12 protein-coding genes are annotated in these 17,328 nt (G+C 41.3%); 7 read left to right on the top strand and 5 right to left on the bottom strand.

Going from position 1 to position 17,328, the window contains the following annotated elements:
* Window positions 1-3 precede the first annotated feature (3 nt).
* The 4 genes from IPZ59_RS07710 (at window position 4) to IPZ59_RS07695 (ending at window position 7,086) form a co-directional block, all read left to right on the top strand.
* Entirely contained in the window at window positions 4-1,095 is a 1,092-nt protein-coding gene (locus IPZ59_RS07710) for an efflux RND transporter periplasmic adaptor subunit (protein WP_236139291.1), read from the top strand.
* A gap of 2 nt (window positions 1,096-1,097) precedes the next feature.
* Window positions 1,098-4,160, top strand: a complete 3,063-nt coding sequence (locus tag IPZ59_RS07705; RefSeq protein ID WP_236139290.1) for an efflux RND transporter permease subunit — start codon at window positions 1,098-1,100, stop codon at window positions 4,158-4,160.
* On the top strand, window positions 4,160-5,503 hold the full coding sequence (locus IPZ59_RS07700; protein ID WP_236139289.1) for a TolC family protein: 1,344 nt from the start codon (window positions 4,160-4,162) through the stop codon (window positions 5,501-5,503). The genes IPZ59_RS07705 and IPZ59_RS07700 overlap by 1 nt, the downstream gene beginning before the upstream one ends.
* Before the next feature lie 182 nt (window positions 5,504-5,685).
* Complete coding sequence (locus IPZ59_RS07695) at window positions 5,686-7,086, top strand: MltF family protein (protein ID WP_236139288.1); 1,401 nt, start codon at window positions 5,686-5,688, stop codon at window positions 7,084-7,086.
* Between the two features lie 39 nt (window positions 7,087-7,125).
* Here IPZ59_RS07695 and IPZ59_RS07690 read toward each other — a convergent pair whose 3' ends face one another.
* On the bottom strand, window positions 7,126-7,839 hold the full coding sequence (locus IPZ59_RS07690; protein WP_236139287.1) for an SAM-dependent methyltransferase: 714 nt from the start codon (window positions 7,837-7,839) through the stop codon (window positions 7,126-7,128).
* A 77-nt stretch (window positions 7,840-7,916) separates the two neighbouring features.
* On the opposite strand from IPZ59_RS07690, the gene IPZ59_RS07685 reads away from it, so the two are divergent.
* Complete coding sequence (locus IPZ59_RS07685; RefSeq protein WP_236139286.1) at window positions 7,917-8,408, top strand: hypothetical protein; 492 nt, start codon at window positions 7,917-7,919, stop codon at window positions 8,406-8,408.
* Window positions 8,409-8,549: 141 nt separating this feature from the next.
* Here IPZ59_RS07685 and IPZ59_RS07680 read toward each other — a convergent pair whose 3' ends face one another.
* Both IPZ59_RS07680 and IPZ59_RS07675 read right to left on the bottom strand, forming a co-directional pair.
* Complete coding sequence (locus tag IPZ59_RS07680) at window positions 8,550-9,311, bottom strand: alpha/beta fold hydrolase (protein WP_236139285.1); 762 nt, start codon at window positions 9,309-9,311, stop codon at window positions 8,550-8,552.
* 8 nt (window positions 9,312-9,319) lie between these two features.
* On the bottom strand, window positions 9,320-10,486 hold the full coding sequence (locus IPZ59_RS07675; RefSeq protein ID WP_236139284.1) for an AIR synthase related protein: 1,167 nt from the start codon (window positions 10,484-10,486) through the stop codon (window positions 9,320-9,322).
* Window positions 10,487-10,644: 158 nt separating this feature from the next.
* On the opposite strand from IPZ59_RS07675, the gene metK reads away from it, so the two are divergent.
* Window positions 10,645-11,898 (top strand): methionine adenosyltransferase, encoded by a 1,254-nt coding sequence (gene metK, locus IPZ59_RS07670; RefSeq protein ID WP_236139283.1) that lies wholly within the window; start codon window positions 10,645-10,647, stop codon window positions 11,896-11,898.
* Between the two features lie 63 nt (window positions 11,899-11,961).
* On the opposite strand, the gene IPZ59_RS07665 is transcribed toward metK, so the two are convergent.
* A complete protein-coding gene (locus IPZ59_RS07665) occupies window positions 11,962-12,945 on the bottom strand; it encodes a D-alanine--D-alanine ligase (protein ID WP_236139282.1) in 984 nt (327 codons plus the stop codon).
* 144 nt (window positions 12,946-13,089) lie between these two features.
* Between IPZ59_RS07665 and IPZ59_RS07660 the strand changes: the two genes are divergently transcribed.
* A complete protein-coding gene (locus IPZ59_RS07660) occupies window positions 13,090-15,267 on the top strand; it encodes a S9 family peptidase (RefSeq protein WP_236139281.1) in 2,178 nt (725 codons plus the stop codon).
* A 304-nt stretch (window positions 15,268-15,571) separates the two neighbouring features.
* Here the strand turns inward: IPZ59_RS07660 and IPZ59_RS07655 are convergent, their stop codons facing one another.
* Window positions 15,572-17,254, bottom strand: coding sequence for a DUF885 family protein (locus IPZ59_RS07655; protein ID WP_236139280.1), 1,683 nt, complete (start codon window positions 17,252-17,254; stop codon window positions 15,572-15,574).
* Window positions 17,255-17,328: the final 74 nt, after the last annotated feature.

Genomic DNA, 17,328 nt, shown 5'->3' with positions numbered 1-17,328 from the left:
AGAATGAAAAAACAAACCAAAATTATTTTAACTATTGCGATCGCTGCTGTGGTTGCGGTCATTTTTATTTACCCAAGAAAAGACACCTTTTTTGGTAAAGATAAGGAAACTAGCAATGCCGGACCTGCGGCCGCTGCACCTGGCCAAGGAGCTCCGTTACCAGTCAATGTAGTGGAACTACGACCGGAGCGATTGGAAAATAATTTAAATATTACGGGAACCATTATCCCCAATGAAACAGTAAATCTTCGCCCTGAAATCCCAGGCTTGGTAACCAAGGTTTCTTTTAAAGAAGGCGAGTTTGTTAAAAAAGGCACGCCTTTGCTTTACTTAAACGACGATGAACTCAAAGCGCAGTACGAGCGTCTGTCTTACACCAAAAAACTTTTTGAAAGTCAGGAGAATAGACAAAAGCAATTGCTTGAAAAAGAAGCGATTTCACAAGAAGAGTATGACATCGTTTTGAATCAGTTCAATACCAACTTGGCAGATTTACGACTGGTAGAAGCCCAGCTGAATAAGACAATCATCAGAGCTCCATTTGACGGAGTAGTCGGTTTGAGACAAATCTCTGAGGGTAGTGTTATAGGAACAGCAGATGTTATCGCCAATATTGTTAACATTGATCCAGTAAAAATTGAGTTTTCGATCCCCGAGCGCTACGCCAACAGGGTTCAACTTGGATCGAAAATATTTTTTACCAACGATTCGGATGGTGGAGATGTAGAGGGCACTGTATATGCCTATGAGCCAAGCATTGAAACAGGAACACGTACGTTGAGGATTCGTGCTACGAGTCCAAACAAAAATCGTCGCTTCCTTCCAGGAATGTTTGTTAGAATCCGGTATGTATTAGGAATAGATGAAGATGCATTAATGGTGCCTTCGGAGGCCATTATCCCTGAACTCAGTGGATACAAAGTATTTATTGTAAATGCCGAAAGCAAAGTGGAAGAACGGCAGGTAACGATCGGAACAAGAACGGACAGTTATGTCCAGATAATGGATGGTGTAAAAAATGGTGACCTGGTTTTGACCACGGGAGTTTTGCAAGTACGAGGTGGAATGCCTGTCAATTACAAAAAAATTAACTAATCATGGCTAGTTTATCAACGATTAGTATTAGAAGACCTGTCTTGGCAATTGTGATGTCATTGACAATTCTTTTATTCGGAATTATCGGTATCTCTTTTCTCGGAATCCGTGAGTTTCCAAGTGTGGATCCACCGATCATCAATGTACGAACCACCTATGTAGGTGCAAATGCTGATGTTATTGAAGCTCAGATCACTGAACCTCTGGAAGAGGCAATCAATGGTATCGCGGGGATCAAATCTCTGACGTCCACAAGTAATGATGGAACCAGTAATATCACGGTAGAATTTGATGTGGGGGCTGATCTAGAAGCTGCTGCGAATGACGTGCGAGATAAAGTATCCGGTGCCGTCAGAAGGTTACCCCCTGATGCGGAACCGCCCGTAGTGTCTAAGGCCGATTCTGATTCCCAGCCAATTGTATTCTTGAATGTCCAAAGTGATCAGAGGAATCTGATGGAGCTCTCGGACTTAGCCAATAATGTATTCAAAGAAAGGCTGCAAACCATCCCTGGAGTCAGCACCGTACAGATTTGGGGGGAAAAGCGCTACGCTATCCGCTTACGCATAGACCCTCTAAAGATGGCCTCTTACGGAATCACACCGTCTGATGTCTTGAGTAAAGTACAAACAGAAAACGTAGAACTTCCATCAGGAAGAATTGAGGGTTCTTCAATTGAACTTTCCGTCCGTACCAAAAGCCGTCTAAACTCCCCGCAAGAATTCAATGATCTTATTATCAAAGAAGATCAGAACAGCATTGTTCGATTCCAAGATATAGGAAAAGCCGAGTTAGCCGCCTTGAATGAACGGACTGTTTTGAAAAGAGATGGGATCCCTATGGTAGGGGTCGTGCTAGTACCTTTGCCCGGTTCCAATAATATTGAGATCGTAGATGAGTTTTACAAAAGACTGGCAATCATTGAAAAAGATATACCCGAAGATATCAAACTGGGAATAGGTTTTGACTCCACCAAATTTATCCGAAACTCAATTAAAGAGGTGCAAGAAACTATTTTCATTGCCTTCTTATTGGTGGTATCGATCATTTTCTTATTCCTCCGAGACTGGAGGACTACCTTTATCCCGGTATTGACCATCCCTATATCGCTTATCGGAGTATTCTTTATCATGTATTTGATGGGCTTTTCCATCAACGTTTTAACACTTTTGGGTATTGTATTATCCATTGGTCTTGTCGTAGATGATGCCATTGTAGTGTTGGAAAATATTTATTCTCGTATTGAAAAAGGAGAAAACCCTGATAAGGCCGCGGAAAAAGGTGCTGAGGAAATCTTCTTTGCTGTAATTGCAACTACTGTTGCGCTTGCGGCTGTATTCTTACCGGTAATTTTCTTGACTGGTACGACGGGCCGATTATTTAGGGAATTTGGAATAGTTGTAGCTGGTGCAGTCATTATCTCCTCATTTGTAGCCTTGACGATGACGCCTATGCTGAGCTCAAAGCTTTTGAAAAAGCGAGAAAAGCAAAATGCCTTCTATAACCTTACCGAGCCTATATTCGAATGGTTGAATGAAAAGTACAGCATTGCCTTACATGCTTTCATGAAAATCAGATGGAGTGCATTTGTGATCATATTGTTGATGAGTTTAGGGATTTATCAATTTTTCCAGATTATCCCGACTGAGCTATCTCCCATAGAGGATCGGGGGGAAATGCGAGTCAACTTATCTGGACCAGAAGGTGCTACTTTCGGATATATGGATGATGTACTGAATGAAATGACAACAGATTTCATACAGCTTATTCCGGAGGAAGAAAGAGCTGGAATCATTACAGTGACTTCTCCTGGCTTTGGAACAGCGAGTACTAATTCGGGTTTTCTTCGCTTGATTCTAACCGATGCGAGCGAGCGATCCAGGTCTCAGCAAGAGATCTTCAATCAAGTTCAGGGAAAACTGAGGGATTATACTGCTGTAAGAGCCTTCGGAACTCAGCCTCCGTCCATAGGCGATAGAAGAGCTGGCCTTCCAGTACAATATGTCATCCAAGCACCAACGCTTGATAAGCTCAAAGAAGTGATCCCTGAATTCTTAAATCAGGCCAATCAAAGCCCGATTTTTAGTTTTGCTGATGTAAACTTGAAATTTACGAAGCCTGAAATTGAAGTAGAAATTGATCGCCAAAAAGCAAGAAATATTGGTGTATCAGTACAAGAGATTGCACGAACCTTACAGCTATCCTACTCAGGCCAACGTTTTGGATATTTCATTATGAATGGCAAGCAGTACGAGGTAATTGGAGAAATGCAGATTCAAGATAGAAATGAACCGATCAATTTAAGAATGCTCTACGTGCGCGCGGATAATGGAGAACTTGTTCAGTTAGACAACTTGGTATCGATCAAAGAAAAGAGTACACCTCCACAACTCTACAGATTTAACCGTTTTGTCAGTGCGACCATCTCCGCTCAATTGGCCGAAGGGTATACAATTGGTGTAGGCTTGGATGAAATGGATCGAATTGCAGATGAAGTACTGGACGAATCATTCAGTACCGACTTAGCTGGATTATCCAAAGAATTTAGAGATAGTTCTAACAGCTTAATATTTGCTTTCCTATTTGCTTTAGTCTTGATCTATCTTGTGCTATCTGCGCAGTTTGAAAGTTTCAAGGACCCTCTAACCATTATGTTTACCGTACCGTTGGCACTCTTTGGAGCTTTATTTTCTCTATGGTATTTTGATTTCACCTTGAATATCTTCAGTCAAATTGGAATCATTATGCTGATAGGGCTAGTAACCAAAAATGGTATCTTGATCGTGGAGTTTGCCAATCAGCGAAAAGCACAAGGCCTATCGGTTGATGAAGCGATAATTGGTGCGGCGGCAGCTAGATTTAGACCCATCTTGATGACGAGTTTATCGACCATTCTAGGAATACTTCCCATAGCCTTAGCACTTGGTGCCGGTGCAGAAAGTAGAGTACCCATGGGCGTGGCAGTTATTGGAGGATTGATGTTTTCTACCCTTCTGACCTTATTTGTAATTCCTGCGATCTATACTTATCTCACATCTAAAAAAGGACGTTTAGCCAGAGTTTGATGAAAAAGCTATTTTTAATTGTCATTGTAATTCTATTCTCTCATTTATCCCTGCATGCTCAAGATGAGATCATGGATTTAGAGAAGGCCGTATTGATGGGCTTGGATAGAAACTATGGACTCAAGATTGCCCAAAATGATGTCAATGTGGCCGAAAGGAATGTAAAAATAGGCGTGGGCACCTTCTTTATGCCTACCCTGACAGGTACTTTCCTCAATTCCTTCAATAGAGAGGACGTTACCCAACAATTTGCTAATTCTAATGAGCAAAACCAAATACCTGCGGCCGGCACAGAAAATGAAAACTACTCCTTAGTCGGTTTTTATGGCTTTCGCCCTGACGCTATCTTCACAGTCAAAGTATTAGGGGAATTAGAAAAGATTTCTGAATTGCAAGCCAAAGTCTTGGTTGAAAATACCGTAGCTGCTATTTCCAGTGCCTACTATCGATTAGTCTTGGAACAGCAGCGATACAATGTCTTACAAACCACCTTAGAACTTTCTCAGGCTCGTTTAGATATTGCCAAAGCACGCTACGAACTGGGGGGTGCAGGAAAAAGAGACTTTTTAACAGCACAAGTGGATTACAATGCTGACCTTTCATTACTCGTCAATCAGGACTTGATCATCAAAAATTCAAGAATTAACCTGAATGAATTACTGGCCCAAATCCCAAGCTATCAATACCAAGTAAATGATACAATTGTTGTCGATAAGAATCTCTTGCTGGAAGACTTGGTAGAGAATGCTTATATTCACAACAAGCAATTTCTAGTAGCACAGCGACAAGAGAATGCTGCATTTCTTTCTATTAAAGAGGCGCAAGCTGCCCGGTTGCCACAAATCAATCTTAATGCCGCTTATAATAAAAATACATTCACTTCCGAAGCTGGTTTCCTATTGCTTAATCAGCGTCAAGGGTACAATTATGGTGTAAACCTTAGTCTGCCCATCTTTTCAGGTCTCACGATTAATCGTAGAATCCAAAATGCCAAGGTAGAACGCAACAGTGCAAGTTTGGCTCTGCAGGATATGGAAATCCAAATGGTTTCTGATATTCAGCGAGCATACAATACTTACAATACAAATATTCAACTGTTGGATATTGAGTTTTCCAATTACAAAACAGCAGTGGAAAGTGCTGATATTGCTTTGGAAAGATTCAGACTAGGGATTGCAGATTACCTACAGTTTAGAGATGCTCAAGTCAATTTGCTGACAGCAGAAAACAGACTTTTGACAGCGCTTTTCAATATCAAAGAGATGGAAATAGAATTGATGCGCTTATCTGGCAGAATTTATTTTCAGGGAGATAGCGCTGGATTCAGGTTAGGCCTCCCTTAAATAAGATTCGATTCAAGCACATGCAATCGGTTGAGTTCATGCAAAAAATTGCATGAACTTTTTTTTATGTTTTCTCCAAAAACTTTTTAAACTACAAGCTTATCTATCAGCTATCAGTTTGGCATACAATTTGTTAATACGGCACTTAGTTTCACCATGTCCTGATATAGGACCCCATTGAAATGCGAAAATTCGTATACATAGTAAGTTTATTTAGTGTCTTATTTCTTTTTGGAGTTCAATGCACACCAAAAGAACAAGTGATCGTAGAAGAAAACTTTTGGGAAAACCCAACTTCTTTAGACTTAGAAGAAATTCAAAAAAGAGGTTTCATTCGGGCTATTGTAGATAACTCCACCACGAGTTATTACATTTACAAAGGGCGAAGAATGGGATATGAGTTTGAAATGCTGAAAAATCTTGCCGCCCATTTGGGGGTTCGCCTTCACTTAATTGTCAAATCTGATATTCAGGAAGCTTTCAAATTATTAAATCAAGGAAAAGCAGACATTATTGCCATGAACTTTGAAGTTCATGAAAGTCGTTTTCATCTAGCTTCTTTTTCAGAACCACTCGGACAAATGGGTACTGTACTCGTACAACGTGAAGGTGCTTCCAAAATCCAATCGTGGGAAGAACTGGATGGCAAGACTATTCATATCCGTAAAGATGCAATCTATAAATCTCAGTTGTGCGCTATTCAGGAACAGTATGAAATCAATCTTACTATCATTGAATCCAACTTGGATAGTGATGCACTTATTAAGCAAGTACAGGCTGGCAAAATAGCGTTTACAATAGCCGATAAGGTAGAAGCCTTAGTTAATGCAACCTATCATTCCAACTTGAATATTGATTGGGAAATAGCCCCTAAAGCTGATGTAGCATGGGCTGTTAGAAAAAATGCTCCAAGACTGCAAGAAGAATTAAATCAATGGATTGATTCTAAAACAGGTTCAGGATATGTGCAAACGTTGTATGCTAAGTATTTTAAAAATTCTAACAACTCCCACTACCGTTCTACCTCAACATTTTCTTCGGTAGCAGGTAACCGTATCTCCCCTTACGATGAAATCATCCAAAAAGGAGCCGAGCAACTAGGCTGGGACTGGAGATTACTGGCATCACTTGTCTACAAAGAATCAAATTTCAATTCTCAAGCGGAGTCATATGCAGGAGCTCAGGGATTATTACAGCTAATGCCAGTGACCTTGCAACGGTTTGGGGTTCAAAACCCGCAAGATCCATTAGAAAGCTTGATGGGTGGTGTTAATTACCTAAAATATTTAGACAAATTTTGGAAAGAGCGTGTTCCTGAAACCAATGAACGCATTCAATTTATATTAGCATCTTACAATGTTGGGCATGGTCATGTGGAGGATGCTTGGCGCCTCGCAATTAAATATGGAAAAAACACACAACTTTGGGAAAATGTTAGTATATTTCTTGAACTTAAATCAAATCCTATGTACTACAAGGATCCTGTTGTCAAAAGTGGTTACGCCAAAGGACACATGGCAGTCAATTATGTAGAGGAAATTTTATTGATTTATGAATCTTATAGAACCCTAATAAGTCCCTAAATACCCCTTAAAGAGCCTTCGAGTATTCGAAGGCTTTTTTTATTCACCTGCATAAAGAACAAATACCGTGGGGATTTTGTGCAGATCCAACTTAGCTTTTCTCCAATCCGCAACACTTTTGGTTTGAATCAGCTCATCAGTTCCTGTTAAATTTTTAGCAACACATAATTTAGTGTGGGGATGGAGGTTACTGATCAGATCCTGGAACAGATGATTATTGCGAAATGGTGTCTCCATGAAAATCTGTGTTCGCCTATTTTTAATCGAATCTGATTCTAACTCTTTGATTCCAGCTATTCTAGCCTTTTTTTCGATTGGTAAATATCCATGAAAGGCAAATGACTGTCCATTGAAGCCAGAACCCATCAAGGCTAAAAACATCGAACTTGGACCACTGAGCGGAACTACCTGAATTCCTTTTTCGTGAGCATAAGCTACAGCAACTGATCCTGGGTCTGCGATTCCTGGACAACCCGCTTCTGAAATCACCCCCATATCCTTTCCTTCAAATATTGGAGCCATCAAGGTTGGCATAGCTGGAGTTCTTGTTTTCTTGTCTAAAATCTCCAAGTGCAACTCATCAATGACCACTCCCAACCTCAAGCTACTGATATATCTCCGGGCTGTGCGCAGATCCTCTACCAAAAAATGTTTGGTATGCTGAATGACTGATTTGACCTGTGGGCTGATAATATCGGCAGCCGTATCAGGTGCCAAAACTGAGGGAATTAAAAAGAGTTTACCTTTACTCATACGAACTATTTTCAGAATCCAAGTTTAAATATAGGCCAAAAATTTCGTAGATTCCGAATATCAAATTCAATGACTCTATGAAATTACTTTCGCTAATAATTTCTCTACTGATAGCTATTACCTTCTCAAGCGCTGCACAAGTGGCTGAGGACATTCAGTTGATAGACGTAAACCGAGACTGGTTTTCGGGCTGGAATACATACTCAGTCAAAGGACAAGAATTTAATTTTAAGGAGTTAGAACCTGTGATGGCAAAGTTTCCTGATAGTAAAGAGTATATGGAAATCGCAAAAAAAAGGAAGAGGCTAGGAATCCCGCTGGCTTTTGCAGGATTGATAGGAATCAGCACTGCTGCATTTCTCACACCGGGAAACGATAACATATCCCCAGTCTTTTGGCCTTCTTTTGGTGCATTAGTGCTTGGCTCAGGATTTATTTCAAGTTATTTCGTCAATCAGCAGCGAGCTGTCAACGCCTATAATCAACAAATATTCCGATCGGTTAAGGGTACTGCTTCTCTAGAGCTACAGCTTTCTCCCCTAAAAAGTGGAGTTGCTCTGCGGTTTTAAGAGTTGCTCGCAGAAAGGGTTCTCACAGATACAGGAGGTAAATAGATTGAACACAGATTTTTGAGTTGTATTTTTGAAATATTTATTTGATAAAAAAATCTGCGCCAAATCCGCCAAATCTCCTTTATCTGCGAGATCAAACTATCCGAGGAACGCCTTCACTGTCTCGATCACCGCCTTGGGCTGCTCGGCATGAAGCCAGTGACCGGCATCTTTGATGAAGATGATGGATGAATTAGGGAATAGCTCTGCAATTTCTTCCTTATCAGAATCTAAGATATAATCGGAATTGGCACCTCCCATAAAAAGGGTTCGGATTTCTATAGGTTTTTCTGAAGTAATGGCTTCACCAACAATTTCAATCTGCTCAGTAATCACCGGCAGGTTGATCTTCCAGATAAACTTCCCAGCATCATCCCTACCAAGACTTTTCAATAAGAACTGTCGGATACCCGGTATCTTGATGTATGTTGCTAAAACATCGTCAGCTTCCTTTCTGGATTGAATAGTATCTAAAGGAATCGCATTCAACCCTTCCAAAATCTTCCCATGATGTACCGGATAATAGCGTGGAGCAATATCAGCTACAATCAATCGATCAATCATATCTGGAAACAAGGTAGCAAACTTCATCACCGTCTTTCCTCCCATAGAGTGGCCCATCAGATACGCTTTTGAGATTCCCTCATCATCCATCAACTCTTTGATATCTGCCGCCATGACCTCATAATTCCACTCACTGCTGTGAGGGGAGTCTCCATGATTGCGCTGGTCTACAAGGTAAAGTGTGAAATGCTTTTCTAACTCTCGTGCAATACTAAACCAGTTATCTGCAGATCCAAACAAACCATGTAGGATAATCAATGGATCTCCTTGACCGGATTTTTTATAATTTAGCTTCATTGTTTTTCTTATTCGTATTCAAAGGTTCCGTGCTCACTTTGGATGGTCACTTTTTTGCCTTCGTAAGGCAGGACTCTTCCAATTATTTTAGCTTCCACTCCCATGGATTCAGCGATGTCAATGATTTCTTCTGCATAGCGCTCTTCCAAGTATACCTCCAAACGATGTCCCATGTTAAAAACCTTATACATTTCCTTCCAATCCGTACCACTTTCTTCTTGTATAATTTTAAACAAAGGAGGCGTTTCAAAAAGATTGTCTTTTATTACGTGTACATCCTTTACAAAATGCAACACTTTTGTTTGAGCACCTCCACTGCAATGTACCAAGCCATGTATATGCGGACGCAAGTACTTCAACACATCTACCATAATCGGTGCATAAGTCCGAGTGGGCGAAAGAACCAATTTACCCATATCCACGGGCAGCCCAGGAGCGGGATCGGTCAAGCCATATTTACCTGAATAGACCAAATGCTCAGGAACTGCAGGATCAAAACTTTCGGGATATCGTGATTTTAGCACTTTGCTGAATACATCATGGCGCGCTGATGTCAGGCCATTGCTTCCCATACCACCATTATATGATGATTCATACGTAGCCTGGCCAAAAGACGCTAATCCAACCACAACATCACCAGAACGAATGTTATCATTGGATATGACTTCATCCCTTCTCATGCGGCAGGTAACAGTACTGTCCACAATCACAGTTCGTACCAAGTCTCCCACGTCGGCTGTTTCACCTCCCGTCAATACTACATGAACCCCATGGTCTCGCAGTACTTGCAATACTTCTTCCGTACCGTTGATGATAGCCGATACTACTTCACCTGGAATGAGATTTTTATTTCTTCCTATAGTAGATGAAACCAAAATATTATTCACCGCACCAACACATAACAAATCATCCGTATTCATGATGATCGCATCCTGTGCAATGCCTTTCCACACACTCAAATCCCCTGTTTCTTTCCAATACATGTATGCGAGCGAAGACTTTGTACCTGCTCCATCTGCATGCATGATATTACAAAACTCCGGATCATTGCCCAATGTATCCTCCACTATTTTGCAAAAAGCATGCGGATAAAGTCCTTTATCGAGATTGGAAATTGCTTGGTGCACATCTTCTTTAGAGGCAGATACGCCCCGCTGCATATACCGTTCATTCATGAGGGATGGAAGTTGGTTTTAATTAACAAAGTTAAGGATATTGAGGGGAATATCAGGCTGGCAATTGAAAGATTACAATTGAAGCGATTTAATTTTCTAATTCGAAAGGAAGCCGTATTTTTACAAACTTATTTAACAAGTATTCAATAATTGACCATATGCCTTATTTATTCACTTCTGAATCAGTTTCTGAAGGACATCCTGACAAAGTAGCAGACCAAATTTCAGATGCGCTGATCGATAATTTTTTAGCCTTTGATCCAAGATCCAAAGTTGCGTGCGAAACCTTAGTGACCACTGGTCAGGTTGTATTAGCAGGAGAAGTAAAATCTGAGACATATCTTGACGTGCAGCAAATAGCCCGTCAGGTCATCAACCGCATTGGTTATACCAAGGGAGAATACATGTTTGACGGGAACTCCTGCGGTGTATTGTCTGCCATTCATGAACAATCTCCTGACATCAACCAAGGAGTGGACAGGAAAAACCCTGAGGAACAGGGCGCAGGTGACCAAGGAATGATGTTTGGCTATGCCACCAAGGAAACAGAAAACTTCATGCCTTTAGCTTTGGATCTCTCTCATAGAATTTTGAGAGAATTAGCCGCAATGCGGAGAGAAAGCAACGAAATCACCTACTTAAGGCCAGATTCAAAATCACAAGTCACCATAGAGTATGCTGACAATAATCAGCCACAACGAATCGATGCTATTGTGATTTCGACGCAGCATGATGAGTTTGCGGATGAACCTACCATGTTGGCAAAAATTAAGGAAGATATGGTGAACCTGTTGATTCCCCGCGTTAAAGCACAATTGAAGCCTGAGATACAAGCATTATTTACAGATGAGATCACCTATCACATCAACCCTACCGGTAAGTTTGTAATCGGTGGACCACACGGTGACACGGGTTTGACTGGTAGAAAAATCATCGTTGATACATACGGCGGAAAAGGTGCTCACGGTGGAGGTGCATTTTCTGGAAAAGATCCTTCCAAAGTAGATCGATCCGCTGCTTATGCTACCCGTCACATTGCCAAAAACATGGTAGCAGCTGGTGTTGCAGATGAAATGTTGGTTCAGGTATCTTATGCTATTGGTGTGGCTAAGCCAATGGGAATTTATGTAAACACGTATGGTACAGCTAAGGTAAACATGAGTGATGGAGAAATCGCTGCGAAAGTAAGCGAGCTCTTCGATATGAGACCATACAGTATTGAAAAGCGCCTCAAATTGCGGTACCCAATCTATGAAGAAACTGCCGCTTATGGTCACATGGGGAGAGAACCGGAAGTGGTTACCAAAACTTTCAGAACTCCTGATGGAAAAGAGCTTTCGCTGGATGTAGAACTCTTTACCTGGGAAAAACTGGACTACGTAGAAAAAGTTAAAAAGTCTTTTGGACTCTAAGAAAAAAACGACTGAGCGATCAGTCGTTTTTTTTGTGCCTTTCAAAATAGATCAGTTCAAATCTTACCACATTTCTTCAATCAGCAGGTTGTAAAAATCCCTAACTTCCATGCCAATCGCTCTTACTTGCTGGGAAATTAAACTGGTTTCAGTCTGTCCCGGTACCGTGTTGATTTCTACAAAATAGAACTTCCCTGTTTCGTACTCCAAGAAATAATCCACACGGACAGCACCTTTGCAATTGAGCTTCTGATATACTTGCTCGATAATTCGCTTGACGCGAGACACCTCTTCTTCGGACATGCGGCCGGGAGTAATTTCTTCGGTAATACCAGGTTGATACTTAGCTTCAAAATCGAAAAATTCTTTGCTACTGACAATTTCTGTAGCTGGAAGTACAGTAATTTCCTCTTTGGATCGAAAAGCTCCAATGGAAAATTCTCTTCCTGAGATAAATTCTTCGACCAATACCTGAGAATCCTCTGCAAATGCTTTTTCTAAAGCCTCTCCTAGTTCTTGCGGTACTTTTACTTTACTCATGCCAATACTGCTACCACCATTATTGGGCTTGATGAAAAGTGGCAATCTCAATTCTTTCAAAATCAAGGCCTCATTTTCAGCGGTATTTTCAAAAAGCTGCACAGAACGCGCTACAAAAAGATCGGGGATATCCTGCACAATTGCCTTGGTATAGCCTTTGTTCATAGTAATGGCAGAAGTCAAAGCACCACAAGTGGTGTAGGGTAACCCAATCATATCAAAATAGCCTGCCAACTTTCCATCTTCTCCGGGAGAGCCATGGAGGATGTTGAAAACACCATCAAATTTGATTTTTTCTCCGGCTAGAGTGATGGAGAAATCATTGAGATCCAGTGGAATTTTTTCTCCGGACGCTGTCTGATGATACCAGTCTCCTGGATAAATCAAGATTTTGAAAACCTCATATTTGGAACGGTCAAGAATGGAATCTACTACCGCTGCACTTTTGAGTGAAATCACAGACTCACCAGTGAATCCACCAGTAACCAAGGCAATTCGTTTCTTCATAGGGCTATTGAATTTGACTACGAATTAGCACAAAATCAGCAAAATTCCATCCTTTTAGTTCAAAAAATCTCCGTTCAACAGCTTCGCCTTTGCGAACCATCCTTTTTGATTAACTTAGCCTGCTGAAATAAACCCTTCATATATATGATTCGATTGAAATGGACAGCCTTGCTGTTATGTTTGATTTTCTCTTGGCAAATTCAAGCACAGGACAAGAAAAAAGTAAGCTTAGAAGATGTATTTAAATCAAATGTATTTTCCCAAAAGTCCGTCTTTGGTATCAACTGGATGAAAGATGGCCAGTATTACTCCTCCCTACAGCGAGGGGCGGGTGGACCAAAAGTGGTAAAAATAAATGTAGCAACTGGCAATGAGGAGGCTGTATTGATTGATGGCGCCGCATTGGGTATTAATTTTAGCAGCTACAGCTTCAATTCGGATGAGTCCAAAGCCTTGGTGGCTTCCGAAGTGGAAAGCATCTACCGCCGATCCAGCAAAGGAGTATTCCATGTAGTAGATTTGAAAACCGGTACTGCCCAGCGATTGATGGATGGAGAAAAAATCATGTACGCTACCCTTTCTCCGGACAATGATAAAGTAGCTTTTGTCAAAGACAACAACCTTTATTATGTCAACTTAGCGACCAATGTGGTCACACAAGTAACCGAGGATGGCAAATGGAACCATGTTTTGAATGGAGCTGCTGATTGGGTGTATGAAGAGGAATTTTCTATGTCAAAAGCCTTTGATTGGTCAAAAGATGGAAAGAAAATCGCCTTTATCCGATTTGACGAAACCGATGTTCCAGAATTCAATATGCAACTTTGGGGAAAATTGTATCCGGAAGACTATCGCTTCAAATACCCAAAAGCAGGAGAGAAAAATTCACTGGTGAGTATTCATGTGTATGATTTGGCAAGCAAAAACACCGTTGATGTAGATGCAGGATCAGAAACAGATATCTATTTACCTCGCATTTATTGGACCAATGATACGAACACGCTTGCCTATCTCCGAATGAACCGTCTCCAAAATCAGCTGGATCTCTTCTATGCAAATGTGCAAACTGGTGAGAGTAAACTAATTTTAAGGGAAGAATCAGCAACCTATGTAGATTTGGATTATAACGATGACTTACGCTTTTTGGAAGGGAATAAAGGTTTTATTCGCACTTCCGAGCAGGATGGTTTCAAGCATATCTATCATCACGACAATGAAGGAAAGCTGATCCGTCAGATTACATCCGGCACTTGGGAAGTAAGCAATTTGGTAGGTGTGGATGAAAAAGGCAAAAAGATTTACTACGTATCTACCGAACAATCACCGCTTGAGCGCAACTTGTATGTCATTGGTATGGATGGAAAAGGGAAGAAGATATTAACTCCTGAAAAGGGTAGTCATTCCATCAACATGTCTAAGGACTTTAAATTTTTCATCGCAAATTATACCAGTGCTACAAGCCCGCTGACTGTTCGGCTTTTTGACGCTTCTGGTAAAGCTGTGAAAACATTGGAGGAAAACAGGGAGTTGCGCGAGCGTTTGAATGGATTTGCACTAGCAGAAAAGGAATTCTTTTCATTCAACTCTGTAGAGGGAACAGCCTTGAATGGTTACATGATCAAGCCTTCGGATTTTGATCCAGCAAAACAATATCCCGTATTGATGTATGTCTATGGAGGTCCTGGTTCGCAGAATGTCATGAACTCTTGGGGAGGAACCCGCGATTTTTGGCATCATCATTTGGCTGCGGAAGGCTACATTGTGGTCTGTGTGGATAACCGCGGTACCGGTGGAAGAGGTAGAGACTTTAAGCACGCAACCTATGCTAATCTAGGCAAGCTCGAAACGGAGGATCAGATTGCGGGAGCCAAATACCTCGGGTCACTTCCATATATTGACGCTTCGCGGATTGGAATTTGGGGTTGGTCTTATGGAGGTTACATGTCTTCATTGGCATTGATGATCGGAAATGATGCATTCAAAGCCGCTATAGCCGTCGCTCCTGTTACTACTTGGAGGTACTATGACACCATCTACACAGAGCGATACCTTCAAACCCCACAATTGAATGCGGCAGGATACGATGATAACAGCCCGATCACCCATGTAAATAAACTCAAAGGTAATTATCTCTTGATCCATGGCACCGGAGACGATAATGTACACTATCAAAATGCAGTAGATTTAGTCGATGCCTTGATCAAAGCTGATAAGCAATTTGAAACCATGTATTACCCGAACCGAAACCACGGTATCTATGGTGGGAATACCACCTGGCACTTGTATAGCTTGATGACTGACTTTATCAAGAGGAAGCTGTAGGAGAGAGGGATAGACTTGCCTGCAAGAGATTAGAGACGAGAAGCGAGATATGAGAGTCTAGAAGCAAGAGTCAATAAATTTTAGGACGTGACAAATAAGAAGACCTTTGAGATTTATTCATAATCTCGAAGGTCTTTTTTTGTGAGGTGAGGTCATTTGGGATTAGCTTTTAACCTATTGAAATCTCGCGGTGAAAATTTAAGGAAACTTCCACCGGATTTTATTTGGGGTAAAAAGTCAACCCTTCAGATGGATGAATTGACTGTCTCCACCCTTTTAATTTTTTGTTAAGGCTATTATTCTTTCAATCCAAAAACCTCCACCCACTCCTAAAATCCCTCGGAATATCCCCATTCATGCGTGCCCTGAGCAATTCTATCGGGGTATAGTTTTGGGTGATGAAGAAGTCGTGAAATTCTTTTTCGCTCATCTTTCCTCCTTCTACCATCTCTTGACGCAAGCTGTACACCTGCAAACCTCCAATCATATAAGCCAATTGGTACAAAGGTCCATAACTTCCCTCAAAAGAACGGCGAACTTCTGCCTCGGCATTGGCTCGCTCATGGCCAACCTTATCCACCAAGAAATCAATGCATTGCTGTGGGGTCCAACGGTTGAGGTGATAATTAAGGGAGAAAACGATGCGGGCCGCCCGGTGCATTCTCCAAAATAACATCCCAATTCTGTCTTCTGCATTCCGAGGGAAATCCTTGTCCCACAAATTAAATTCCCAATATAGAGTCCATCCTTCCACCCAAAATGGGGTATTGAACATACGTCTATGAGGGAAGTACCGTTGATTCATAAATTGCTGCAAGTGGTGCCCTGGAATCAATTCGTGGTGTACCACTGCTCGAGAAAAATGAGGATTATTGCCACGCATACTCATCATCTTATCTTCATGGGACATTTCGGAAGTAGGATAAGAAATGATGATTGTTTCACCTCCTAAGAAGAAAGGGCTAACTTTTTGACGCTCGGCGGACATCATGGTGGTTCTCCAGGTTTCCTTGGCCATGGCAGGTACCGTCAGCAAATCGTATTTCTCCATAAACTCGATCGCCTCATCGGCCATTTCTACCACCATTCCTGGCCAAACACCCGCAGGAACATAGAGATTTTTCACATGTTCCAAGGCCTTTTTCCAATCCTTTCCAAAGCCTAATTCCTCAGAAGCTTTGATCATTTCCGCCTCGCACCAAGCGTATTGCTTTTCTCCTTCCTTGATCAATTCTTCCGCAGTGTAAGGAATCATGTTGTACTGCAATTCCTTTTCTATATTCACCTTCCCAATGGGCTTACCGATGATACCCGAACCATCATCTTTGACAATGGTATTTTCAAAGTGATTTTTGAGAAATGCACTGTACCCCTTCAACACCTGATTCATATTTTCCATGGGCTTTTTCATCCACCAGGTAAATTCCGGATCATAGTCGTAATAAAAATTGTATGCTTCCTCCACCGTACGTCTAAGGGATTCCACCGCTGCAGCAGCTAACTCTGCTTGCTGCCAAGAAGTGTAAGGTTTGGATTTCTTTGCTTGTTCCCAAGTTTGTTTCACGTCCTTTTCTACAGAAGCAAAGGTCGCTGCCAATTCTTGGGAAGATGGCTTGATAGCGGCTCTTCGTTGCTGGTAAAATGATTCTAGGGGTTTCGCAAAAGATACCACAGAAGCGATAGACTTGAATTCAGCATAGGATGCTTGATGAAAATACTGTTGCTTTTCCAGGTGATTTTTAAGCAACTGATAATCCAATTTCCCATCCAAGGAGTAGCTGTCATAAGGTAAACCTTCCAATACCTTCAACCAATCGGAATAGAGTTTGTCGAACCGCTGGAAATATTCATCTGAAAATTGGTTCGTGTACTTTCGGTTCAGTGCACTGACATCGGCTTGATAGGTACTGATCAGTTGATACAGTTCAGTAGCAGAGGCAACCTGCAAACAACATATAAAGGCAAAGGAGAGTAGGATTCTTTTCATAGAAATCAGCATTAGACGAAAGAAAGTTAACACAAAACCTCAAAAAGTCTACTCGATATCTGATGGATGGAGGC

It is taken from the genome of Mongoliitalea daihaiensis, assembly GCF_021596945.1.
Lineage (GTDB): Bacteria > Bacteroidota > Bacteroidia > Cytophagales > Cyclobacteriaceae > Mongoliitalea > Mongoliitalea daihaiensis.
Note: the sequence above shows the minus strand (reverse complement) of the source record. Positions and strands in the feature narration are given on the sequence as shown.